At 37.4% G+C, this 21,957-nt stretch carries 30 protein-coding genes; 26 read left to right on the top strand and 4 right to left on the bottom strand.

The genetic code is table 11. From position 1 onward, the window contains the following. The first annotated feature begins 51 nt into the window (after positions 1–51). From J6O61_RS04380 to J6O61_RS04300, 17 genes are all read left to right on the top strand, one after another. Positions 52–2,439 (top strand): AAA family ATPase, encoded by a 2,388-nt coding sequence (locus tag J6O61_RS04380; protein WP_292210067.1) that lies wholly within the window; start codon positions 52–54, stop codon positions 2,437–2,439. A 23-nt stretch (positions 2,440–2,462) separates the two neighbouring features. Continuing rightward, positions 2,463–2,627 carry a DUF7695 domain-containing protein gene (locus J6O61_RS04375; RefSeq protein WP_292210203.1) on the top strand — a complete coding sequence of 55 codons (165 nt, stop codon included), beginning with the start codon at positions 2,463–2,465 and terminating at the stop codon, positions 2,625–2,627. A 94-nt stretch (positions 2,628–2,721) separates the two neighbouring features. Beyond that, a complete protein-coding gene (locus tag J6O61_RS19695) occupies positions 2,722–2,871 on the top strand; it encodes an ATP-binding protein (protein WP_292210065.1) in 150 nt (49 codons plus the stop codon). Between the two features lie 6 nt (positions 2,872–2,877). Then, a complete protein-coding gene (locus J6O61_RS04365) occupies positions 2,878–3,186 on the top strand; it encodes a hypothetical protein (protein WP_292210063.1) in 309 nt (102 codons plus the stop codon). Positions 3,187–3,211: 25 nt separating this feature from the next. Then, positions 3,212–3,505 (top strand): hypothetical protein, encoded by a 294-nt coding sequence (locus J6O61_RS04360; protein WP_292210061.1) that lies wholly within the window; start codon positions 3,212–3,214, stop codon positions 3,503–3,505. A gap of 87 nt (positions 3,506–3,592) precedes the next feature. Next, a complete protein-coding gene (locus J6O61_RS19690) occupies positions 3,593–3,697 on the top strand; it encodes an ATP-binding protein (RefSeq protein WP_442861692.1) in 105 nt (34 codons plus the stop codon). 48 nt (positions 3,698–3,745) lie between these two features. Further along, positions 3,746–3,928, top strand: a complete 183-nt coding sequence (locus tag J6O61_RS04350; RefSeq protein WP_292210059.1) for a hypothetical protein — start codon at positions 3,746–3,748, stop codon at positions 3,926–3,928. A 22-nt stretch (positions 3,929–3,950) separates the two neighbouring features. Then, positions 3,951–4,103 (top strand): winged helix-turn-helix transcriptional regulator, encoded by a 153-nt coding sequence (locus tag J6O61_RS04345; RefSeq protein WP_292210056.1) that lies wholly within the window; start codon positions 3,951–3,953, stop codon positions 4,101–4,103. 286 nt (positions 4,104–4,389) lie between these two features. After that, positions 4,390–5,124: a hypothetical protein gene (locus tag J6O61_RS04340; RefSeq protein ID WP_292210052.1), complete on the top strand. Its 735-nt coding sequence runs from the start codon at positions 4,390–4,392 to the stop codon at positions 5,122–5,124. A gap of 130 nt (positions 5,125–5,254) precedes the next feature. Beyond that, entirely contained in the window at positions 5,255–5,560 is a 306-nt protein-coding gene (locus J6O61_RS04335; protein ID WP_292210051.1) for a type II toxin-antitoxin system RelB/DinJ family antitoxin, read from the top strand. Beyond that, positions 5,557–5,877 (top strand): type II toxin-antitoxin system RelE/ParE family toxin, encoded by a 321-nt coding sequence (locus J6O61_RS04330; protein WP_292210048.1) that lies wholly within the window; start codon positions 5,557–5,559, stop codon positions 5,875–5,877. The genes J6O61_RS04335 and J6O61_RS04330 overlap by 4 nt, the downstream gene beginning before the upstream one ends. Before the next feature lie 592 nt (positions 5,878–6,469). Next, complete coding sequence (locus tag J6O61_RS04325; RefSeq protein WP_292210046.1) at positions 6,470–6,985, top strand: RNA polymerase sigma factor; 516 nt, start codon at positions 6,470–6,472, stop codon at positions 6,983–6,985. A 6-nt stretch (positions 6,986–6,991) separates the two neighbouring features. Further along, positions 6,992–8,233, top strand: coding sequence for a hypothetical protein (locus J6O61_RS04320; protein ID WP_292210043.1), 1,242 nt, complete (start codon positions 6,992–6,994; stop codon positions 8,231–8,233). 73 nt (positions 8,234–8,306) lie between these two features. Then, on the top strand, positions 8,307–8,507 hold the full coding sequence (locus J6O61_RS04315) for a helix-turn-helix domain-containing protein (protein ID WP_074892034.1): 201 nt from the start codon (positions 8,307–8,309) through the stop codon (positions 8,505–8,507). Between the two features lie 26 nt (positions 8,508–8,533). Continuing rightward, positions 8,534–8,758, top strand: a complete 225-nt coding sequence (locus tag J6O61_RS04310; RefSeq protein ID WP_074892036.1) for a DUF3791 domain-containing protein — start codon at positions 8,534–8,536, stop codon at positions 8,756–8,758. Then, the gene (locus J6O61_RS04305; protein ID WP_292210037.1) at positions 8,730–8,981 is read left to right on the top strand and encodes a DUF3990 domain-containing protein; all 252 of its coding nucleotides are present in this window, start codon (positions 8,730–8,732) and stop codon (positions 8,979–8,981) included. Before J6O61_RS04310 ends, J6O61_RS04305 begins: the two co-directional genes overlap by 29 nt. A 125-nt stretch (positions 8,982–9,106) precedes the next feature. Continuing rightward, the gene (locus tag J6O61_RS04300) at positions 9,107–9,346 is read left to right on the top strand and encodes a hypothetical protein (RefSeq protein WP_292210036.1); all 240 of its coding nucleotides are present in this window, start codon (positions 9,107–9,109) and stop codon (positions 9,344–9,346) included. Positions 9,347–9,544: 198 nt separating this feature from the next. Here the strand turns inward: J6O61_RS04300 and J6O61_RS04295 are convergent, their stop codons facing one another. Then, positions 9,545–9,892, bottom strand: a complete 348-nt coding sequence (locus J6O61_RS04295; RefSeq protein WP_292210034.1) for a helix-turn-helix domain-containing protein — start codon at positions 9,890–9,892, stop codon at positions 9,545–9,547. A 182-nt stretch (positions 9,893–10,074) separates the two neighbouring features. Here J6O61_RS04295 and J6O61_RS04290 point away from each other — a divergent pair, with 182 nt between their 5' ends. From J6O61_RS04290 to J6O61_RS04250, 9 genes are all read left to right on the top strand, one after another. After that, positions 10,075–10,266, top strand: coding sequence for a hypothetical protein (locus J6O61_RS04290; protein WP_292210032.1), 192 nt, complete (start codon positions 10,075–10,077; stop codon positions 10,264–10,266). Between the two features lie 141 nt (positions 10,267–10,407). Next, the gene (locus tag J6O61_RS04285) at positions 10,408–11,520 is read left to right on the top strand and encodes a hypothetical protein (RefSeq protein WP_292210030.1); all 1,113 of its coding nucleotides are present in this window, start codon (positions 10,408–10,410) and stop codon (positions 11,518–11,520) included. Then, positions 11,510–12,379: a BRO-N domain-containing protein gene (locus tag J6O61_RS04280; RefSeq protein WP_292210027.1), complete on the top strand. Its 870-nt coding sequence runs from the start codon at positions 11,510–11,512 to the stop codon at positions 12,377–12,379. Before J6O61_RS04285 ends, J6O61_RS04280 begins: the two co-directional genes overlap by 11 nt. Positions 12,380–12,668: 289 nt before the next feature. Further along, a complete protein-coding gene (locus J6O61_RS04275) occupies positions 12,669–13,451 on the top strand; it encodes a class I SAM-dependent methyltransferase (RefSeq protein WP_292210024.1) in 783 nt (260 codons plus the stop codon). Positions 13,452–13,778: 327 nt separating this feature from the next. Next, entirely contained in the window at positions 13,779–13,946 is a 168-nt protein-coding gene (locus J6O61_RS04270; RefSeq protein WP_292210021.1) for a hypothetical protein, read from the top strand. 96 nt (positions 13,947–14,042) lie between these two features. Continuing rightward, positions 14,043–14,726 (top strand): GNAT family N-acetyltransferase, encoded by a 684-nt coding sequence (locus J6O61_RS04265; RefSeq protein ID WP_292210019.1) that lies wholly within the window; start codon positions 14,043–14,045, stop codon positions 14,724–14,726. Positions 14,727–14,898: 172 nt separating this feature from the next. Further along, positions 14,899–15,378 (top strand): Cys-tRNA(Pro) deacylase, encoded by a 480-nt coding sequence (gene ybaK / locus J6O61_RS04260; protein WP_292210014.1) that lies wholly within the window; start codon positions 14,899–14,901, stop codon positions 15,376–15,378. 129 nt (positions 15,379–15,507) lie between these two features. After that, positions 15,508–16,458 carry a GTP-binding protein gene (locus J6O61_RS04255; protein WP_292210012.1) on the top strand — a complete coding sequence of 317 codons (951 nt, stop codon included), beginning with the start codon at positions 15,508–15,510 and terminating at the stop codon, positions 16,456–16,458. 27 nt (positions 16,459–16,485) lie between these two features. Continuing rightward, positions 16,486–17,421 carry a radical SAM protein gene (locus J6O61_RS04250; RefSeq protein WP_292210008.1) on the top strand — a complete coding sequence of 312 codons (936 nt, stop codon included), beginning with the start codon at positions 16,486–16,488 and terminating at the stop codon, positions 17,419–17,421. A 112-nt stretch (positions 17,422–17,533) separates the two neighbouring features. Here the strand turns inward: J6O61_RS04250 and J6O61_RS04245 are convergent, their stop codons facing one another. The 3 genes from J6O61_RS04245 to J6O61_RS04235 all read right to left on the bottom strand — a co-directional run bounded on the left by J6O61_RS04245 (position 17,534) and on the right by J6O61_RS04235 (position 21,952). After that, a complete protein-coding gene (locus J6O61_RS04245; RefSeq protein WP_292210006.1) occupies positions 17,534–19,228 on the bottom strand; it encodes a GGDEF domain-containing protein in 1,695 nt (564 codons plus the stop codon). Beyond that, complete coding sequence (locus J6O61_RS04240) at positions 19,218–20,996, bottom strand: GGDEF domain-containing protein (protein WP_292210003.1); 1,779 nt, start codon at positions 20,994–20,996, stop codon at positions 19,218–19,220. The genes J6O61_RS04245 and J6O61_RS04240 overlap by 11 nt, the downstream gene beginning before the upstream one ends. Positions 20,997–21,091: 95 nt before the next feature. Further along, entirely contained in the window at positions 21,092–21,952 is an 861-nt protein-coding gene (locus tag J6O61_RS04235; protein WP_292210000.1) for a TPM domain-containing protein, read from the bottom strand. Positions 21,953–21,957 lie beyond the last annotated feature (5 nt).

Here is a 21,957-nt window from a genome sequence, read left to right as displayed (position 1 = left end):
ATATAATAGCCGGGGAAGTAATAATACATTTTGGAGGGAGACAACAAGGAAATGCTAGAAGATATTTCATCAATAAAGATAAAAGGAGGCATTTTTGAAACAGAGATAGATTTGCCTATATTTGAAAAAGAAAAGCCCAACAATCCAGAACAGAATTTTTCTCTGATTTATGGAAAAAACGGAAGTGGCAAGAGTACCATATCGCGTGGATTTAGAAAGATTACTGGCGCTGAGGAGTTGCAAATCGAATCAATGGAACTACTCGACGCGGACGGATCTACTATAGTGGTCTCTGAAGAAGAAAAAAATAATATTTATGTATTTAATGAAGAATTTATAGAAGACAATATTAAAATAGATGATGACGGCTTAAGTGCAATAGTTGTCATGGGCGCAGTTAAAGATGTTGACGACAAGATAAAGAAGATTCAGCCTACTTATGAGAAGAGTTTATCTGAAGCACAAGCACAGCAAGAAGTTTTAAACAAATACGTAGACATCGGTAATGTTCTTTGCCCAGAGTATTATATAAACGAAATGCAGAAAGTGCTAAAAGGTGATAATAGTTGGGCGTCAAGAGATGCAAGGATTCATGAAAAAAAGACTAATAGTCAAGTTAGACGCGATACGTATACTCAGTTTGTAGGATTGCATCCAACAAAAAGCAGAGATGAGTTGATTGTGGATTATGATGCTACGATGAAAAAGTTAGAGGCTGCAAAAAGTGGTAGTAAAAGAATTGAGACTGTTGTTCCAACTTTAAAAACGTTTGAGGATAAAGAGAACGATATAGTGAATCTCCTTAAAGAAAAAATAGAAAAACCTGTTTTATCAGAGAGGGAGAAATCACTATTTCATATTCTTCAGGATAATAACGGTAATCAAAGATTGACTAATATAAAAGCTTATTTTGCTGGAACCCAGAAAACAACTTGTCCATTTTGTTTCCAAGATGTTGATGAGAAGTATGCGGATGATTTGGTGCAGAGTATAGAGAAGATTCTTAGTAAAAAGGTCGAAGAACATCAAGGTAAACTGTTGAAAGCCAGATTATCTATTTTTGAGGTAAACCTCATGGTCTTTAATGAATTATCACCAGAAAAAGTCAAAGAGTGTGAGAAAAAAATCGAGGTACTTAATTCTTCGATAGAACAAGTAAATGAGTTGATTAATCAGAAGATCGAAAATGTGTATGAACCGATATTGAACGAAGGTTTTTGTTTAAAGAATAAGTACGATGAGTGTGTAGCTTCTTTGGAAGAGTTAGAGAAGGCACGAAAAGATTATAATGAAAAAGCCACGGATACCAAACCTCTTATAAATGAGCTTACTAATGTAAATAATGAGATTGCATATTATGATTTGAAGGAATTACACGAAAAGTATCAAAAGCAAATTGCAGAGAAGAAAGCAGAAGAGGAAAAATCTAAGAAATTAAATCAAACTGCAAATGATCTTAGGAAGCAAATTGAGGTATTAGAGCAGGAGAAGAAAAATGCACGTATAGCCATGAAAGCTATTAATGACGATTTGGCCTATATTTTCTTTTCTAAGACAAGACTAAGGATTGATTATGATCATGATAAATATGTTCTTTATTCACATGAAAGATTAGTGGAACCCGGAAACGTTTCGGTTGGAGAAAGAAATGCAATAGGGCTTTGCTATTTCTTTAATAGAATAATGGAAAACAAGGATGAAGAGAAAGTCTTTAATTCTAGGTATTTGCTGGTTATCGACGATCCAGTGTCGAGTTTCGATATGGAAAATCGCATAGGTATATTATCCTATTTGAAATATAAATTGGGGCAATATCTGAAGGGAAATGATAAATCAAAATTTCTGCTATTTACGCATGATATGCAGACATTTTATGATATGCGTCATTTTGTGCTTGAATTGTTAAGCACAAAATATTGTGTTTCTGAAAACAAAGCAAGCAAGTATGTTAGAGATTGGGAGCTTAAGAATACAGGTGTCGATAAAATAGACATACAAAAGAGGAATGAATATACTGCTTTACTGGGAACGGTCTTTGATTATGCCAAGGAGATAGATGCGCAATACTCTGTAAGTATTGGGAATGTTATGCGAAAAGTAATGGAAGCATTCGGTACATTTGTATATAAGAAAGGAATGTCTCAGCTTTCAACAGATGAAAGCATTATGGCAAATCTTTCAAAAGAAGATCAGACATATTACGAGAACTTAATGTATAGGCTTGTATTGAATACTGGCAGTCACATGGAAGAAAAGGTGAAAACAATAGATGATATGAACTTCTTTGATTACATTTCAGATGCAGATAAACAAAGAACAGCAAGAGATGTTATTTGCTTTCTATATAAAATAAACCCGCTACATGTTCAAGCTCATTTGCAGGATAAAGAAAATGCAATAGAAATAATAGAGGCATGGTGTAAAGCAATATCTGTTTAATTCAGATAATAATGGAGAATAGTATGTGCAAGATAATAAGAAATGCCATTCAGTGTAAACATTGCGGCGAAACATTAGAATCAGTAAATGTGCACGATTATGTGACCTGTAGTTGTGGGGCATGTAGTGTAGATGGAGGACATGATTATCTTCGTAGAAGCTATGAGACATCTCCAAAGGAAGATTAATCGATTTGAGTGAGTATATGAATATACCACCAGATACTTCTGACGAGGTATTAAAGGAAGATTTTTTGAATTTATAGAAAGGGTGACAGTATATATGACAGTTGAAGAAATTCTCCAAGGTGAATCAAAAGACTTGGAGTTCAAAGAAAAACTGCCGGAAGACAGTAAAAAATATATGAAGACGATTGTTGCCTTTTCTAATGGTGATGGTGGCAGACTTATCATTGGTGTCAATGATGACTGAAAGGTTGTGGGGGTTGATAAGACGGCGGTATTTACTATGCTTGATAAGATTACCAATGCCATTAGTGATAGTTGTGAACCTTTGATTATTCCGGATATTGCACCACAAGCAGTGGGAGATAAAACGGTTATTGTTGTAGAAATCAGTGCAGGAAGGCAGAGAACTTATTATCTTAAATCTCTTGGAATGGATAAGGGTACATTTATACGTACAGCGGGCCGACCAGGCTTGCAGACAGACCTTTTATTCAGGAAATGTATTATGAGGATGAAAATAGATCCTTTGATAATGTTGTTAATAAAGACATTGAAGTAACAGAAAAGAGGCACAGCGTAATTGCTTGAACGAGAAAGATGCTGAAAAGGTAAAAACGCCTACCAAGAATAATCTGTTAACCTGGGGAATTCTTAAGGAAGAGAACGGAGTTGTTCGTCCAACGTATGCATATTATTATCTGAGAGGCCTAGATGATGTTATGTCTCAGATACAGTGTGCAGTTTTTAAAGGAAATACACGTGGTATTTTTGTAGATAAACGAGAGTACGGAGGTAATCTCTGGGATCAGGTAGAGCAGGCATATCAGTTTGTTCTTCGTAAGATTCATCTTGGAGCAAGAATCAAGGGTATTCACTGACAGGATGTTTATGAACTGCCACCGGAGAGTATACGAGAGCTTATTATCAATGCTGTTGTTAATTGCAGTTACCTGCAGGGAAGTCTTGTGCAGGTGGCAATATATGATAATAGACTTGAAATTTCGTCTCCTGGCGGATTGATGCCGGGAGTTACGATTGAGAAGATGAAAGAGGGCTTTTTTGAAGGTTAGAAATCATGGTATCGCGAATGCTTTTGTTTATATGAATCTTATCGAACAATGGGGAGTGGTATTCCAAAGATATTAGCACAGACTAAAGAGTATGGACTTCCAGAGGTTGAGTTTATCGATATGGAAAATGCCCTTAGAGTTAATATGTATCGTGCTCTTCCAGAAGATGAAAAGCAAACGATAAAAGTAAGCGATAACAAGCAAGCGACAAGCGATAAAATCAAGCGATAGTAGAACTATGTTTGAAGAATATATGTCACAACATGGGATGTCTACAACGGCTGAAATGGCGAAGTTTTCCGGCCTTAGCCCACAGAGAACAAGGGCAATTTTGTCTAAAATGGTAGATGATGGAATTATAATTGCTGAAGGAGCAAATAGGACCAGAAAATATCGCTTGAAATAAGTAAGCGATAAATAATGAGGAACAGAAGGAATAAGTAACTTAAATAACCTAATGAGAAAGATAAAATTGCAGGAAAGCTTCATTTCTTATAACCTTGTGATAGTTGAAAAATATTGGTAGACATAGGGTTTATTACGTCAGAAGGTGGAGCAAATAACATTATGTATTTACTGTGATTGGAATATTATGGGCATAATATGAATAATTGCAACAGAGAAACAACAAATATTGTTTCAAATAGTATAAGCAACGTGATAAGGCGTATATGGAGCAGAGGATTAAAAACATGAGATCGAATGTAAAAACAATTAGACTGACAACTAGATTATCGCTGATTTTGGCTGTTATAACATATTTAGTTTCCATCAAAAGTGTTTGGGGATTAGACGAAATAAAATGGCTACCTGATACCTTTTTGGTTGCTGTTTTTGGAGGAGCATTCGCCAGCATGCTCGTAGTTTTGATTTGTGAAATCTCAAAGTATTATGAGAATCGCGAAAGTACAGAAACATTCCTCTATTCACATCTAAATTATTTATATGGACAGTTACAAGTCATGCTGAAGAATATTGATTTTCTTGTGGAGCATAATGAGGTTATACAAAAAGACGCATTAAAGCAATTAATCTATAATTCTGAAGCTGAGATGAATACAGTATTCTATATTGATTATGCTCCATATAAAAGCAATAATGCCATTTTAATTGAGAAAGAGAACTATAACAGGATTGTGTTTCCAGTTGTTCAAGGTTTTCTTCGGGATTGCAGAATGTTTGAGGTGGCAGTTCTTACTGATGAAATAAATAAAAGAGAGGGTAGAATAGACGGCAATGCCAATTTAGTTTTGCGGAAACTTTCAAAGCAGATACAAGAACCGTTAGCATTGATCGATGCATTATTGATAAAAATTGATCAAACTTGTAACTATAGATACAATTGGTCGCAAGTGAGAGATAGCATGGTAAGAAGAATACCGGATACCCAAATGGATATGCTTGAGCAGTTTCTAGAAAGACAATAAGACGGAATATATGCAGTGTGAAAACTTTATCTTGTCGCTTACAAGTAATATTTTGAGCGAAAGAAATTTGCAGCGCATCTTGAATTGTAACGCAAATTGCGTTACAATAAATAAAAAGGAGTTGATACATATGGAGAAAACAGCAACACTCAATTTACGAGTTAATCCTACAACGAAAAAATCAGCTGAAGATGTGCTTTCACGTCTTGGAATTCCTATGTCTACAGCTATTGATATGTATTTAAGACAGATTACTCTTACAGGAGGAATTCCTTTTAGAGTTTCATTACCTCAGGCACCGGAGGCTATTAATATGGATCTTATGACGACTGCAGAGATTCATACAAAATTACAGGAAGGCTTTGAGGATATTGAAGCTGGACGAGTACAGGATGCAAAGGCCGCATTTGCAGCTTTTAGAGAGAGCCACAGATGAGAGAATATCCGGTAAAAATTACTGAAAAAGCATTGGGTGATATGAATGGGATATATGAGTATATCGCAGTTAATTTGCAATCACCGGAAAATGCTATGGGGCAGTATAACAGAATAGCTGATCGTGTACTTGAACTTGGCTTCTTTCCAGAGAAATTTAGACTAGTAGATTTTGAGCCGGAACGCTCACAAGGACTTAGGCGAATGCTAGTAGATAATTACTCGGTATTTTATGTATTCAAGGAAGAGGTTGTCACGGTAAGTAGAGTATTATACAGTGCCTCTGATATTGAAAAGCGACTGAAAGAAGATTATTAATTCCCGGTTGCACTTTGGTTGCAAAAAGCCATAAAAAGCAAACGAATTGACGGAGTAAACGTAAAACCACAACAACATATAGCTACAAAAGAAAATTAATTTCGCAAAATATTGATGCTTTTCTAGAGCTGGAATAATACACTAAAGCCTTACAAAACGTGATTTTAAGCGGTTTATAAGGCTTTTATTACCCTGACTCATTATGATGGAACAATGGAGTATGAAGAGGATGGGCACAAATATTGGGTGGTGTATGATGGGAATTCTGACAACGTTAGACTTGACGATGGCAAAATCTTTGTGATTGTGTTCATATTTTAGAGGCATACAGGGCGACAGGACTGGTTCTTGCCGCTTTTTTAAATTTTTTAAAAATTTTCCAACACTTTTTCTATCCATTACGTCTTAACTAATAGAAGGACAAAAAGACCTTTCGGCCGAAGGGTATTTCACATGAAGGAGGCACCGTCATGGATACCCGAAATATGTACATGGAAATATATGGCTCTGGCTGCGTTAAGGGGAATGCATACTCTGTACCAGCATGGGCCAAGAGCGAGCGGCTTGAGTATTCTGTGCCGCTTGCAGAAATATGGAGGATGGGAGAGAGTGCTGTAGGGAAAAGAAAACGATGGAACTTGAAAAGATTTTTCAACAATTCAATAAAGATCTGCTTGCATACATCTACATAATGTGCGACAGCAGACTGCTTTCGGAAGATGTTGTTCAGGAAACATTTGTCAGAGCAACTGTAAATCAGGAGCTGCTGAAAACACTTCATAAAAATCAGGTGAAATCATGGCTCTATAGAACAGCACGCAACATCTACATAGATACAGTAAGAGCCGGAACACTAAGGGAAAGTCCGGATGATGATATTCCGGAATCGATGGAAGAGTCAGAGGATTATTCCAGGATAGAGTGGTCGCAGCTTTTTGAAGAACTTCCGGGCAGGCAGGGCGTAATAATGTACATGAGATATGTGGAAGGCTATACTGCTGAAGATATCGGAAAGATACTTGAGATGCCATCAGGTACGGTCAGATATGAGATCAGTATGGCGAGAAAAACACTGAGAACATCAATGAAAAACTATTGGAAGAGGTGAAGAGGAATGTCAAAAGAAAATCTTGTTATAAATGCAGAAGTATGTGATTCAAGACAGATGAAGGAAGATGTTTACGAAGGATATAAGAGGATAATCATAAATGCAGAAGTGCTTATTGCCAGCCCAAGGAGCAGGGAGATCCTGAACAAGCTTGGGGCTGTTATCAATAGTGAGGCGATTGTCGATGTGGCTGAGGATGAGATTGTTGAGAGTAGGATTAGTAATGGAAAAGAAGTTATTTCAAAGGGGTCAAAACCACAGAATAAGGTAATCCTGCTCGCTAATGGAAAAGTCACAATCGAGCCCGGCTCTGAGGAGGTAATGGAACAGTATGTATATATGCTTGTAAATGGTCCATTATACTGCCCGAGAAGTATGAAAAGGTATACTGACAAAATGCTCATAAATGGGCCAACAGTAATTTATCCTGAGGATGCAGTCATGCTTGATTCAAAATTTGTTATGGATAAGTTCTTTCCGCTCCGGGTTAAGGAAAACGAAAAGTATTATATCGCTAAAAAGCTTATTATCGAAGACGCAGTTGACGCAGACAAGTTAGTGGAGAAGAATGTGAGATTTGAGACTCCCTGCGTGGTCATGCGTGAGAGCAAGGTGGAGAAGCTTGCCGGATTGTTTGATATTTCAACCAGGATAAATGTAATCCCTGAAGAAATGACTTTTGTAAAAGGCGATGCAGAACTAAATGATGCCCTGTTTGATAAAAGTGGAAGCAGGTTGTATGTTGACGGAGATCTTACGGTATCAACAGAATTTACAAGGCTTGATAAGTTGGAAAAGCTCACTGTAACAGGGACCCTAATTGTAAGGGAGAGCATGTATCAGGATATGAAACATGTTGATATTGACGCGGATGTAGTGGAGTATTTATTTGAAGGAAAGAGCATAGTCAACAGTGCTAAGGCAATAGTTGACAGATCACTTCTTATGGCTAATGAAAAAGGCGTGAGAGTAGTAAACTGCGCTCTGCTTTCCATAGATAAGGATGTAGAACCACAGCTTATCTGTGACAGGCTTCAGATTAAGAACTGCGCAAAAGTCTCCTGCACAGATGAACAGGAAAGTGCTGTTCATACTGTAGCTAAGAACGTTGCTATGGTGGGATCACTCAAACCTGGTGAGAATGGTGGAGAGTCTGGAGGCATTATGGGCATGATGGGCTCAGTATTTGATGTTGTAAAGCAGGTGGCAAGTACAAGTATGATCAATGTAGAGAAGCATATCATGTAATTATAACTGAGTATACATTGATGCAATGCATAAAATATGATATCATAGTGTCACAAGAATGAGGTGATATTGTATGGATATTGCGAATGAAGTAAGAAACCTTAGAGATGAGATGGGAATGAACCGTAAAGAGTTCTGTGAATACTATGCCATCCCATACAGAACTATGGTCGATTGGGAAGCGGGTAAACGTAAGATGCCGGAGTATCTTTTTAGATTGATGGAATATAAGGCTCGGATTGAGCAGTTGATTACAACTGATGTAGCTGAGTGAGTGCATGCCTGATGGAGGAAGACTTAATGAATACTAGGGAAAAAGAAGTCTTAAATATGCAGTTAGTTCTGATACCTATGCTGGCAGAAGCATGGAAGTATTCATATTCTGAGCTTTCAAAGTTGTTCAGAAAATATAATGTTCTAAGTTATATTGATACATGTTATGAGAGCTATAATTCTACGGGTAATCAGGGGATAATTGAGGATTTGAAAGAGTATATTGAAATGCAGGGAGGTCGCATCGATTGAAGAATCTATATCATGGGACAATATCTTTGATGAACAAGTTGAGTGGCTGTTGGTAAAATCATTTACTAAAGCGGATAGCGAGTGGTTAAGGTTTATTATTGCAAATAGAAACTGCAAAACCAGCACGCATGAATATGATATAGTGATAGGCCCTACAGCTGATGCAGAAACAACTGCTATTACCAATCAGTATTATGACGAACTGGTTCAAAATGATTTTTAGGGAGAAATATGTGAGAAAGTCATTTCAAAGTTAAAGCCTGAAAACTTACCGAAACAATACTTCTTCAGAACCGAAAAAGCAGTTAAGACACTGTCGTTTGACAAGTTGAAAAGGCAGGTGGTTGGATGATAACAAGTTCAGAACAAAACAGGATCATTAGGGAAACGTCAGCCTATTTAGTGGAAATGATCATGGAAATTAAAAAATGTTCCAGAGATGAGGCTGTGGAGTTACTGATGGAGACCACAGTATATGCAGCACTGACAGATCCTTCAACGGAAGTGTTTTTAGAATCAAGAGAATCAGTGCTAGATTCTTTGAAAGAAGAGTTTGAAGGGAGACCGGAAGCGCTATTACTGTTGTAAGTGCAGTTTTGATGAGGGTTATTATGTGCCATGCATTTGAAGAGATGTTAAATGATGCCTCAGTGAGGACATATGTGTCATAGGGCAAAGCAGATTATCCTCCAAGAGGTAAACTGTTTTATCCCTAAAGAATTAAATAGAACATAAGTAACAGACCTTGAAAAGGACTAACGAGGCTCCTTTCCAAGGTCTGTTCTTTTAGCTTATGCCTGCTATTTTGTTTGCGTATGCAATTAACCGTTTTCTCATTTCGGTTTCCGGATTTTGGCATAATTTGATGATTTCGAATAGTTCCGGATCTGATGCTCTTGATATGGTATAGGATATGGGACTGGAATCATCGGTAAGGTTCATCAGGTATTCTTTGGAAGTATCCAAAACCTGAGCAATTACTTCTAAAGTCTGTATAGAAGGTGTTCTGGCGCCTGATTCGTACCTCAGATAAGCAGGTTGAGAGAGCTGCATTCTTTTGGCTGCTTCCATCTTGCTGATCCCAAGTTTTTCTCTGCACTCTTTTAATCTGTTTATATTCAGTGAAATACTCATACTTTCTGAAAACTCCTTCGAAAACAGTATTTGATTTCGGTGTTATCTGTTGATTATACCATTGGAATATGATATCATCAACACATACCAATGGTATATAGAATAAATTTTGATCCCAAAGCAAATCCTCTGACATTGGAGGGGTGAAGGCTTTGATGGAGCGGATGAGGAGGAATCAAACGTTGGCACCGAATATAAAAGATATGGAGAACAGATTGAACACATTGTATTGGACTGATTCTGAAAAGTACATGGAATTATTGGATGTGATAAAAGGAATGGGTTTTAAAATCTATCGAAATTCTAACGGAAAGCATAGAGTGCAGATGGATATGAGCAATGCTTTTGGCGGTATATTTAAAGACTTTTTTTAGTGCAGATATAGCAGCATTCTGTGAAATCACAATTTGTGATTTCACGGAAAGGATTTACAGAACTAAAATAATAGGCGATATCGATTATGCCAATGGCATAAAGTATTATCAATATGCCAGTGCATAATTGAGAGGATTAATATGTACAAAAACAGTGATTATGACCATAAAATTGAAAAGAGAATTTCAGCACTTCCAGCAACTCTGGCTTTGACTCTAACGGAGGCAGAATGCAATATGGTAATATCTGCGCTTGATTTGTATAGCCGAATTTGGATAGGACAATATGATCGGATTGATGAAATTTATATTTATGATATAGATTCTAAGTGGAATAAGGAATCGAGAAGACATAGGGTTTTTCAGGAGATTCGTAATCTCCTGATACCGTCTCTGTTGGGGATGGGAGATTATTCATCCTGTTCTTTGGGAATCTGGAGTGAAAAAACTGATATTAGGGCCATCAATGCATATGATATAAAACAGCGACTTAGATATGAGTTATCTTGGTACAAGAACCCCGAGGGGGATATAATGGTAGACTATGATACACCTATGATTAGGGGAAGCAATGGTGATTTATCTGTGTTTTGCGAAACTACAGAAGAAGGAGTATGTGCTACTTTATATTTATCGAAGGAGCATCTGACAGTAATGCAAACCTCTATTGAAGTATATAGTTTTCTTATCAATCGCAAAATGCAGGATGCTTTTAGATACTTTACTTCTAATGAAGAAGTGCTTTCTCTAGCCGAAGAACTCACCAGGATATATAAGGAATATGAGTACCTCTCTTTTTCTTCCGATACGAATTATGGAATGGAGAGGTATCGGAATCTGATAAACAAGACATCAAAGATTATGGAAAAGATTAAGGATGTAAATGAAGAGAAAGCGTATACAGATTTCATTCGGATTAACATATCTCCGACAAATCCTTTTATACCATTAGACGATGCGCTGAGAATACTTGACCAGCCATTTGAGCATTTTAAGAAATGCAGGAGGAAGTTCCCTCCCCAAAACGTATTAGATCTGCCTGGGGCAGGGTTTCTGACTAGAATGCGTGGAAAGGAACGTGCTACAACAGACTATCTATTGGTATGGTATGAATCTTCAACCAAAACAGAATATTATTTTATGGGAGCGGATTATATAATTAAACATGATGGCAAAATTGACCTGCCAGATGACATAATGCAATTTATTCGAAAAAAGTGTCAAGAGATGAGGAATAAGAGCAATGGGGAATGATAAAGTACAGTTATTTGAAGATCAGCCGATAAGGACAGCCTGGGTAGAGGATGAAGAGGAGTGGTATTTCTCTGTTGTTGATGTCGTGCAGGCGCTTACGGAAAGTGTAGATGGAAGAAAATACTGGAATAAGCTAAAGCAGAGACTTAAAGACGAGGGAAGTCAGTTGGTGACAGATTGTCACCAACTGAAAATGAAGTCTCCTAAAGATGGAAAAAGATATAACACGGATGTAGCTAATGCAGAGCAGCTTCTTCGTATTATCCAGTCCATCCCATCAAAAAAAGCCGAGCCCTTTAAACTATGGCTTGCTCAGGTTGGGCGTGAGAGGATGGAAGAAGTAATAGATCCGGAGCTCACAATAGAGCGCGCCCTTGAGACCTATGCCAAAAAGGGTTATTCAAGAGAATGGATCAATCAACGTTTACAGAGCATTCAGGTAAGAAAAGAGCTTACTGATGAGTGGGGCAAACGAGGCATCAAAAAAGGCGTAGAGTATGCCATTCTGACTGATGAAATAACAAAGGCATGGTCCGGGATGACAACAAGACAGTATAAGAACCTCAAAGGTCTGAAGAAGGAAAACCTCAGGGATAACATGTCAACATTGGAGCTGGTACTTAATATGTTGGCAGAAGCAACAACTGCCGAGATTTCCAAGGAAAAGAAGCCTGAAACTTTTGAAGAAAATCGCATTGTGGCAAATGAAGGCGGAGCGGCTGCCGGAGAAGCCAGAGTAGCTGTTGAGAAGAGAACAGGGAAGTCTGTAATAACCAGCAAGAATGCTAACGAATTACAGAACTTGGTCACTGGTCTCATTGAGGATATCGGAAAAACTGATGGCCAGAATGAAAGCTAAAAAGATTCATAAAACTGTCGGATTCTTAGATAGGATATAGTAAAATCACATTGTCAACGTGACAATAAAATGACAATACAATCCTGGAAAAATGTATTGAAATCATTCAAACCGTTCAATAATGAACTGTTTAAAAACGAAAACATCATGTTTTACACCTCATAGCAAATTTGTATTTGCGAATTCGCCATAATTGAATGGGAAGATCCGCTGACTTGTGCACTTTCTAAAAACCTCGAATTCGGAGGTTTTAAAAATATAAGATACTGGTAAGGAGTATAAGGTATTCATGGATAATAAGGCATTTGACTCAAAAAGAATAGCGCATGGCTATGCCAAGAGACCCTGGCTCCACAAGTCAGTGATAGAGCAGCTCAAGAAAGATTTAAGACTTCCTGATGATTATATGTTCAAAAATGGTCTAGACGTGGGTTGCGGAGCAGGGCTTTCAACCAAGGCACTGAGGCTCATATGCGATAAGGTGACAGGAACAGATATAGCAGAATCGATGGTTGAAGTATGCGATGAGATTTATGGCACAGACAAGTCATACTCTTTTTATGCTGCTAAGGCGGAAGAAACAATGATCCCGGATGAAAAATACGATATTGTAACGGCAGCAGGATGCATCAACTGGGTTGATGAAAAGAAGTTTATGAAGAATATGGCTGAAATTCTAGATGATAATGGGCTTGTTGTAATCTATGATTTTGGGATTACAGACAGAATGCTGGGAAATGATGCATATACCGAATGGTACCGGGATGAGTATCTGAGCAGATTTCCTAAGCCGCCAAGAAAAGAAAACAAGTGGACTCAGGCTGACCTGATTGAAGGCTTTGTCATGGAAAAGCAGACAGAATATGACATGGAGTACCATTTTACCCTTGATAAGTTCGTGGATTTTATGTTGATCCAGTCCAATGTTAATGCTCAAATTGAGAGCGGAATCGTCAGCGCTGATGAGACAAGGGAATGGATGATGGAATCATTGGCGCCGGTTTTTGCTGATAGAGAAAGACAGCTGGTATTCTATGGATACAGCTGGTATATACGGAAATGGAGAATATAGAGTGATTATAACTCGTTAGAATAGAATTTACAGAGTTATAACCGAGTTTAATTCAAATTAATCAGGTTCAAGATGCAAACTGATATGTATATGACTAAATGGAAGGGTCTATATGAAAAATGGAATATCAGCATGCTCTGATGGGCAATTGAAAGAATGGAAAAAGCAGAATGAGGACTTAGAAACTATCCTTTATAAGCAAGGAATAGAGGTTGTGTTTGCAGAGCATATATATGCCAAGATAGTGTGGCGGAAACTGCCGAAATAGGGCATGGCGCAGACTCTAAGGCGATTGTTATCGGACATAATATGGAATTGAGGAACTAGATGGACAGAAAAAAGATTATTGTCGTTGGTTGCTCCGGGAGCGGAAAAAGCATATTCGCAGGAAGTCTTCACGACGTAACCGGATTGCCAATATATCACCTGGATAATTTATTCTGGAAAGCGGATAGAACCCACATATCCGGAGAAAGAAGTAATAACCTTCTATAACCGTGACGAAGCAATGAAATGGCTGATAAGTGAATATATGGTCGTTCCGGTAAAAGAAGACAACCTCATCGCTGCTGCACATATACATTCCGTATCATGGCAGTAGTATCCATCACAGGCGGTCTGATAGAAGACTTGTATGTGCTGCCCGAATTACAAAACCAAGGTTATGGTACTGCGTTACTGGATTATGTAATCGCCATAATTCGTAAGGAAGAACATGCCCATACTCTGGATTTCTTACAAAAACGTAAGCTAAGTTACAGGAAATGTAAGCCAAATAAAAGGCAAGGCATTTCCTTTTTTGTTACCATTTTTAGGAAAGCAAGGACTGCAGATTACTCTCAGATGCGTGTCATGTATCTGATCACAGCCGACCAGTATAATGAATACACAGGTGAAAACATAAGCCTTGGTGAAGATGAGATATTCCGCTATAGTTCTGCGGATAAGGTGAAAGAAGGCAGCTTTTCAATATTTGGTAAGGATTATCAGGTCAAAGAGAAAATTGGAAACGAATGTCTTGTAGAGACATTTGATCCATCCATGGGACTTTTTGGCAAAGAGATTATTGTAGTTTCTGATGAAAATGCGGTTGATGCTTTGATAGATGCTAAGAACATGTGCTTGAACGGAGAGTCTGCCTTATTTGATGGATATGATGATTGTTATCTTGGTTTCAATGTTCCAAAAGATATCGACCAGAGTAAGGTAGATATTGTCAGAAACGAATTATCATCAAAGTTGGGAAATGCCCAAGACCTTGTGAAAAGCGCATGATCTCGGGCATTTTCACTGTGATTTTAATAAAATTTGCAAAATCATAAAGGTGTAAATGATTTTGCATCCAATAGACAATGAAGTCCATTGGATGTAATCTTAATAATGAAGCAGTTCAGAGATCAGTAAGACGAAATGCTGATTAAAAAGTTAAAACCGGAGATGAAATTAAATGGCAAAAGATGAAAAGACAAATGTAATGAGAGTTCTTGATGGTAAAAAGATATCCTATAAAAGTCATATGTATGAACCTGATGCAAGACTTAGCGGAGAAGAAATAGCAGAAATTCTTGGAGAGGATGCCGACAGAGTTTTTAAAACTCTTGTGACACAAGGCAAAACAGGGCAGTATTACGTTTTTGTTATTCCGGTTAAAGCGGAGCTTGACCTAAAAAAAGCTGCGAAAGCAGTATCGGAGAAGTCAGTTTCCATGATACACCAAAAAGAGCTGTTACCTCTTACAGGGTATGTTCATGGAGGATGTTCACCCATAGGAATGAAAAAGTCCTTTCCTACAGTTATCCACGCGAGCGCTTCAAGCTATGAGGAGATATTCTTTTCTGCAGGAAAAGTGGGCTACCAGGTAGAAGTTTCAGTAAAAGATATAGAAAAGGTTGTAAGATATACATTTGCGGATATATGCTCTGAGTAAGCATTCTTTAGTCAATGTTTAAGTTTGTTTTGAGCAAGCCGGATATGTACATGTGAATATATAGTACAGGGCATGATTATTTTAAAGCAACGCAAGAGATGAATCATAGTCTGTAAGGAAGTAATTGCAATGATAAAAATAGATCTGATAACCGGATTTCTGGGATCCGGGAAGACAACTTTCATAAGAGAATATGCAAAATACCTTATATCAAAGGGCGAAAAGATCTGCATAATTGAAAACGATTATGGTGCAGTAAATATAGATATGGTACTTCTTCAGGATCTGCTGGGTGAAAACTGTAACCTTGAGATGATTGTTGGTGGAGATGGAAAAGAAGCTCATAGAAGACGATTTAGGACCAAGCTTATTTCTATGGGGATGAGCGGATACGACAGAGTGATAATAGAGCCGTCGGGAATCTATGACGCAGATGAATTTTTTGATGTACTTTATGATGAACCTTTGGACAGGTGGTATGAGATAGGAAGTGTTATTTCTATAGTCGATTCGGAGTCAGTGCTTCTTCTTGAAGGAACTTCAAAATATCTGTTTATGTCAGAGATAGCTTGGGCAGGAAAGCTGCTGCTAAGTAAAATAAGTGAAGATACAGATTCGGAAAAGATATGCAATTTTATAAATGAAACCATGGAAGAATATGGTTGCAGTGCCAGATTTGAACGCAGTGATATCGTAAGTAAGCGTTTTGATAAGCTTTCTCAAGATGATTTTAGTTCCTTGGAAAACGCAGGCTATCGCCGCTCATCATACACGAAGATTCAGGTAGATGATTCGCATTATCAACCCCTGTTTTACTTTGATGTGGCTATGGATGAGGCGCTTTTAAGGAAAACAGCGCATGACCTTATAGGCGATAAAAAAGCCGGAAAGGTCATAAGAATAAAAGGGTTTGCTAAAACATCCGACTCCACGCAGGTTGAAATAAATGCCACAGAAAAAGAAATAAAAATTGAGCCGGTTAATAGTAGTAGAAATGCGATAATTATAATCGGAGAGCATCTTGATAAGGCTTACATCAACGAAATCTGGAAAGATTACTGCTCGGTAGTTTCGTTGTAAAAAAAACAGAATTGGTAAAAAGATATAATGAATCATATTGATTTCAAATCGGAAATATTAAAGGAATATACTTCCTGTACCTTATGCCCGAGAAACTGCAAAGTTGACCGAACTAAAGCAGCAGGTTTTTGCAGAGAAAAAGATGTTTTACATGTGAGCCGGGCAGCACTTCATATGTGGGAAGAACCATGTATTTCCGGAACCAATGGCTCCGGAACAGTTTTTTTTTCAGGCTGTAATATGGGCTGTGTTTTTTGTCAGAATAGGAAAATTAGTCGTGGTGAGGTAGGAAAAAATATTTCCACGCAAAGACTTGTGGATATCTTCTTTGAATTACAGGAAAAAGGTGCAAACAATATCAATCTTGTTACCGCAGATATGTTCATTCCTACAGTAAAAAGAGCTATTGAAAGTGCCAAAGAAAGGAATTTGAAAATCCCCTTTTTACTAAATACAGCATCCTATATAAATGTTGAAACATTAAAGAGCTTGGAAGGCTTAATAGACATCTACCTTCCTGATTTTAAGTACATAAAAAATGAAGATGCTATAAGGTACAGTAGAGCGCCGGGATATGTGGAGTCTGCCAAAGATGCAATTGATGAAATGGTAAGGCAGCAGCCGGAATGTATCTTCTATGACGATGAAAAAGGTCAGCATCTTATGAAAAACGGGGTTATAGTAAGGCATCTTTTAATGCCGGGTAAAGTTATTCAGGCCAAGATGATAATAAAATATCTCTATGAGAAATATGGAGACAGTATATATATAAGCCTTATGAACCAGTTTACACCAAATGGAGAGCTTTCTGATTACCCTGAAATAAACAGACCTGTTAAAGAAAGCGAATACCATAGTCTCATAAAGTATGCAGAAAACATGGGACTTACCAACGGCTTTATTCAGTTTGGAGAAACTGCCGATGAAAGCTTCATACCGGATTTTAACTGCGAAGGAGTATGAGCCTTCGCAGTACTTCTAAAATGCAAAATGGTTTGAGCAACCATCTATTTTGAATGAACAATTATGAAAGAAAAAAATATGTTACGGAGTTGGCATTAAATATTAATATCATTTACAGTCTTAAGTGGATTCCCAGTTGTTCATGCATGATTTTTTTATTTTCGTACATTCTCTGATCTGCCAGCAAATATACTTCGTGAGGGTCATTATCACTAAACTCATGAAGGAAAGCAAATCCTGATGCAACACTTCTGTGATATTCCGAATAAATAACATTCATTACATTTAATGCACTGTTCATTCTGTCAATCATTGAAGGAATATCTTTGTTGGATGCATTCTTTATAATTGCAATAAATTCATCGCCGCCGATTCTTCCGCAAAAATCATTTTCCCCAAAAGTAGTGGAAAGAACTTTTGCAAAATCTTTTATATATTTGTCCCCTGTCGGATGACCGAATTTATCATTTACAGTTTTGAGACCATTGAGATCAATACTGACAATACAATAGTCATTAGTCTCATTCTTAAGCTCGCTTAGTTCTTTATCAGCTTTTGCTCTGTTAGGAAGATTGGTCAGTCCATCTGCGTAGGCAAGGTGTGATAAAGATGCATGTTCCTGCTTTTGTGCATAGGATCTTGTAATGAAGATAAAATAGTTAGCCAGCATAGAAACTGCAAGAATAAGATATCCAAAGCACATGATTGTTTTGTTTATGCGGTAAAATGAATCAAGATGAGCCATATCAAGAATATAGGATATGAAATGTATAAACAGGGCAATTGCGAATGCTGATATTCCATTCATCTGTATCATGTCAGATTTTTCAATATTGTGATTTTTAATATTGTTGTATAGGAAGTAGAGGATTATACAAAAGCAAACAAAAGCATCAATGTGATAAACAAAAACAGTACGACGCATGTGTATGTTAAATACATAGTGGAGCATATATTGAATGGCCGGAATGAGACAACTTATAAAGGTAATAGTGTAGAAAGCACGTTTCTTACTTATTGGTTGTATCGATAGCAAAATCAGGTAAAAATACGGCACAATCAGATAAAGGGTAAAATACTCTATTTGCGTTTCTAATTTTGTATTGTAAAAAAGAGAGAATAAATTGTAATAACTCAGCAGCCACGCACCAAGATTCATGCAAAGGAAAGACTCAAATACCTGAGCCTTACTGTTTGGGATCACAGAGAAAAACAATAATGAAAGAAACAGGTAAATAACTCCGAATATAGTCATAAATACACCGGTGGCAATAACAACTATATTATCATGGATAAAACCTGTTTTCAGATCATCGCTGTTTCCCAGAATTGGTGCTTTATAATTGGTGGCAGCATTATATTCTGAGACAACCATTTTTATTGTGAGTATTTTTTTTGCATAGTCTCTTGGAAGAGTTATAAGTTGATAACTTTTACCTATAAAAGCACCCTTTTCATACATATCTGGGGCATATTCGTAAACAAGGAAATCTCCTACATAGCATTCAAGTGTGGTATATCTGCTTCTAAGCTGAATTGCAGGGAAAGGCAAAAAACCTAAATCCGGCAGAGTTGTTCTAAAAGTGACGCGATCTCCTCTTTCAAGTGGCTTGGTGAGAAGTTTATAAAACTCATTAATACTTTTATCTTCGTATAGATTTCCGTTAATATCAATTTCCCATCCGTTATCCAAAGCTGACATAGCATACTTTGGGGTGTAAGAAAGAAAAATATGGCATAAAATATCGATAGCAAAAAGTAGTAATATTGATGTGATTATTGGAGATATTCGCTTTTTAAGATTCATTTGCGCTACCTCCTGTACTATTCATATTTTTTATCAAATCATCATACAGCCTTCCGAGAGACTGATTATGATGCTGCTTTTTCATGGCATACATCTTGGTGTCCGCTAGAAGATATACATCTCCGGCAGTGGCGTCCGGCTTAAATTTAAGGTCTGAACTTGTGGCAGATCCCCATGATGCAGAATATCTAATATGCTCTTCTTTACTGGTTCTATACATCATAAGGTCAATCATGCACTTTATTGCTCTTTCGCACCGCTCTTCATTAATGAAAGGAAGCACAACTATGAATTCATCTCCACCCATGCGGCCTATTAAGATGGCTTCAGTAAAGCTTTCTTTTAAAATGTTTGCAAAACCACTAAGAAGCTTGTCACCTTCTGCATGACCATAGTTATCGTTGGTATATTTAAGATAATCAAGATCAAGACTAATTATTGTATAATCTCCGTCAAGCTGTGCCAAAGTAAGCTCACATTTGGCTCTGTTGGCAATTTTTGTAAGGGCATCTGTATAAGCAATGCCCTCAAGTTTTTCTTTAACAGTCAGCTCACTGAAAAACTCAATTCTCTTGAAAAAGTAGTTAAGGAAAAGACATATCATAAAAAGTAAAGCGCCAACAGTAGTGAAGTTGATATTGATTAATTGCTCTCCGCTTACAGAGTACTTGTGCATATTAAAACCGATAATATCTATCATGGAGCAGACCATGAATAAGAGGAGACCTGAAACGAGAAAGATACTTGAAAGCGTTATGCTTTGCAATTCATTTTTTTCACGGATGAGTTTTTTTAATGAAATGGCGAGAGTTATTACGAGATATATACCTTCAACAAAAACTGTGAAATGGAAAAAGGTCACGAAATGGCAAATATGTGCAATGTTAAAAATGTGAAGCATGGAAACTGTTAGTATAAACAGAAGATTTCCTAAAAATCCATAAGTTACAATTTTTTTATTTCGGTCTTTTCCGGTAAAGAGTATGAAGCCGATTATACTGGCAGGAATCATAAAAAGTGAAAGATATTCAAGAAAAGTATAGATGGCAGGTTTACTTGAAATAAGCCAGAACAGGTCATTAAAGCAAAAAATATACACGCCCATAGTCAGGGATATAGTAGAACTAAAGAAAAGTGATGAGTCATTTCCTGCTGAAAACAATATGAATGGTGACATTATAAGGAGAATAAATCCAAACATCATAAGAAAGATGCCAACGACAATGGAAAGCCTTTTAGGCTCTATAAGCGTATTGGTAATATCTTTATATGAACCAAGGTAAACCGGAGAAAACCCGGAAAATGCATTGTTTTCCTGCGCTGTGAATCTTATAGTCAATGTTTTTTTGCCGGAATTTTGGGGGAGTGGTACAAAGTTGTAGACTTTTGGCACCATTCTGCCTTTTTCTACATAATCATGCCCATAGGAATATATTAGTTCATCGTCTATATAGGCGTCAACGGTTGAGAGAATACTTCTGAAACATACACCAAGAGGTACAGATGTATAAGTTGATAAATCCGGGAGAACGGTGCTGATAACAATAGAATCGCCCTTGTTGGCAAGTCCTGTATAAGAGTCTACCAGTGACTCTATATAGTGGTACTCGTTTCCACGAGAAATAGTCCAGCCGGAATTCAGCTGGATAAGCTCAAATTCGCTTGGAGTATTAAACTTTGCTGTTCCCAGAACACCCACAGTAAGGACTATTATCAAAAAGCCCAGGATTGTCAGGAGAACAGCATTTATCCGTGCTTTTATACCCACTTACACTTCTCCTATTATCTCACTTATAGTATACAGCCAAAAAATAAAATATGAACAGTATATAGATAATAAAGAAAAGATAAAATATTTATTGATTAGAAATGACCATGGCTTCCGCCATGTGAAGTGCCTGAACTTGATGTGTGTATAGTAGAGCCGCCGTGCCCTCCGCCCCTCGAAGAATTATCGTTTCGGGGAATCGGAGTATGGGTGATTCTGGAAGTTATGAATCTGTCTTCATGGGATATCATATTTAATCCCTGATGTGACTGATAGCCTGAGGCATTGGATTTGCTGTGAACGGTGTGAAGCTGTGATTTCATAACAAGGATAGGAATAAGAGCAACGCCAAAGCCGCAAAGAAGGCTGATAAGCAGTAATTTAAGGTAATCATACTGTGTATGATAGGGGTTATTGACATCGATGGCATAGCCATTGTCGTATTCCTGCAAATAAATGTCGCAGATATCTGCATATGACATAAATGCATCATAATACTCGTCATTGGAAAGATAAGGGGACATTCTATCCACAAGCTCTTCCTGCCCATAATCGGTAAAGGCATATTTGGCTTTTCCGGCAGTGCTTATAGCCCATTCTCTGTCATACATGCTGAGCATAAAAAGGATACCATTCCCATCGTAATCCGCACCCATGGCATTGTAATCAAAATAATCGTCGGAAAAGTCCTGAATAGGACCGGTGTGGTCATCTACAGTAAGTATGGCGATGTTACACTCTCTATTTTGACTGACTGTGTAAAGCTTTTGCAAAATAGTCTGTTCCTCATCATCAGACAGAAGATCGGCTTCATCTAAAAGAAGCTCTTTTTGTCTGGACGAAGGAATGGAATAACTGTTCCAAAGCTCATCATAGTCAGCGTATGCAGTTATATTAAAAGAAGTGAATATAAAAAGAGCTAAAAATAATAATAAAACCTTATTGATTTTGTTCATATCTG

Origin of the sequence: Butyrivibrio sp. (assembly GCF_017635265.1) — a bacterium.
GTDB lineage: Bacteria > Bacillota > Clostridia > Lachnospirales > Lachnospiraceae > Butyrivibrio.
The sequence above is the reverse complement of the archived record's forward strand: the minus strand, read 5'-3'. Positions and strand labels throughout refer to the sequence as shown.

Bases quoted from the DNA above. Each gene is read 5' to 3' on its own strand.
- J6O61_RS04315 (WP_074892034.1), top strand. From the start codon at position 8,307: ATGGATATTGCGAATGAAGTAAGAAACCTTAGAGATGAGATGGGAATG.
- J6O61_RS04380 (WP_292210067.1), top strand. From the start codon at position 52: ATGCTAGAAGATATTTCATCAATAAAGATAAAAGGAGGCATTTTTGAA.
- J6O61_RS04330 (WP_292210048.1), top strand. From the start codon at position 5,557: ATGAGAGAATATCCGGTAAAAATTACTGAAAAAGCATTGGGTGATATG.
- J6O61_RS04245 (WP_292210006.1), bottom strand. From the start codon at position 19,228: ATGAATCTTAAAAAGCGAATATCTCCAATAATCACATCAATATTACTA.
- J6O61_RS19695 (WP_292210065.1), top strand. From the start codon at position 2,722: ATGACAGTTGAAGAAATTCTCCAAGGTGAATCAAAAGACTTGGAGTTC.
- J6O61_RS04310 (WP_074892036.1), top strand. From the start codon at position 8,534: ATGAATACTAGGGAAAAAGAAGTCTTAAATATGCAGTTAGTTCTGATA.
- J6O61_RS04345 (WP_292210056.1), top strand. From the start codon at position 3,951: ATGTCACAACATGGGATGTCTACAACGGCTGAAATGGCGAAGTTTTCC.
- J6O61_RS04300 (WP_292210036.1), top strand. From the start codon at position 9,107: ATGATAACAAGTTCAGAACAAAACAGGATCATTAGGGAAACGTCAGCC.
- J6O61_RS04275 (WP_292210024.1), top strand. From the start codon at position 12,669: ATGGATAATAAGGCATTTGACTCAAAAAGAATAGCGCATGGCTATGCC.
- J6O61_RS04340 (WP_292210052.1), top strand. From the start codon at position 4,390: ATGAGATCGAATGTAAAAACAATTAGACTGACAACTAGATTATCGCTG.
- J6O61_RS04285 (WP_292210030.1), top strand. From the start codon at position 10,408: ATGTACAAAAACAGTGATTATGACCATAAAATTGAAAAGAGAATTTCA.
- J6O61_RS04250 (WP_292210008.1), top strand. From the start codon at position 16,486: ATGAATCATATTGATTTCAAATCGGAAATATTAAAGGAATATACTTCC.
- J6O61_RS04320 (WP_292210043.1), top strand. From the start codon at position 6,992: ATGTCAAAAGAAAATCTTGTTATAAATGCAGAAGTATGTGATTCAAGA.
- ybaK (WP_292210014.1), top strand. From the start codon at position 14,899: ATGGCAAAAGATGAAAAGACAAATGTAATGAGAGTTCTTGATGGTAAA.
- J6O61_RS04235 (WP_292210000.1), bottom strand. From the start codon at position 21,952: ATGAACAAAATCAATAAGGTTTTATTATTATTTTTAGCTCTTTTTATA.
- J6O61_RS04280 (WP_292210027.1), top strand. From the start codon at position 11,510: ATGGGGAATGATAAAGTACAGTTATTTGAAGATCAGCCGATAAGGACA.
- J6O61_RS04295 (WP_292210034.1), bottom strand. From the start codon at position 9,892: ATGAGTATTTCACTGAATATAAACAGATTAAAAGAGTGCAGAGAAAAA.
- J6O61_RS04255 (WP_292210012.1), top strand. From the start codon at position 15,508: ATGATAAAAATAGATCTGATAACCGGATTTCTGGGATCCGGGAAGACA.
- J6O61_RS04350 (WP_292210059.1), top strand. From the start codon at position 3,746: ATGGGGAGTGGTATTCCAAAGATATTAGCACAGACTAAAGAGTATGGA.
- J6O61_RS04375 (WP_292210203.1), top strand. From the start codon at position 2,463: ATGTGCAAGATAATAAGAAATGCCATTCAGTGTAAACATTGCGGCGAA.
- J6O61_RS04335 (WP_292210051.1), top strand. From the start codon at position 5,255: ATGGAGAAAACAGCAACACTCAATTTACGAGTTAATCCTACAACGAAA.
- J6O61_RS04325 (WP_292210046.1), top strand. From the start codon at position 6,470: ATGGAGGATGGGAGAGAGTGCTGTAGGGAAAAGAAAACGATGGAACTT.
- J6O61_RS04265 (WP_292210019.1), top strand. From the start codon at position 14,043: ATGGCAGTAGTATCCATCACAGGCGGTCTGATAGAAGACTTGTATGTG.
- J6O61_RS04270 (WP_292210021.1), top strand. From the start codon at position 13,779: ATGGACAGAAAAAAGATTATTGTCGTTGGTTGCTCCGGGAGCGGAAAA.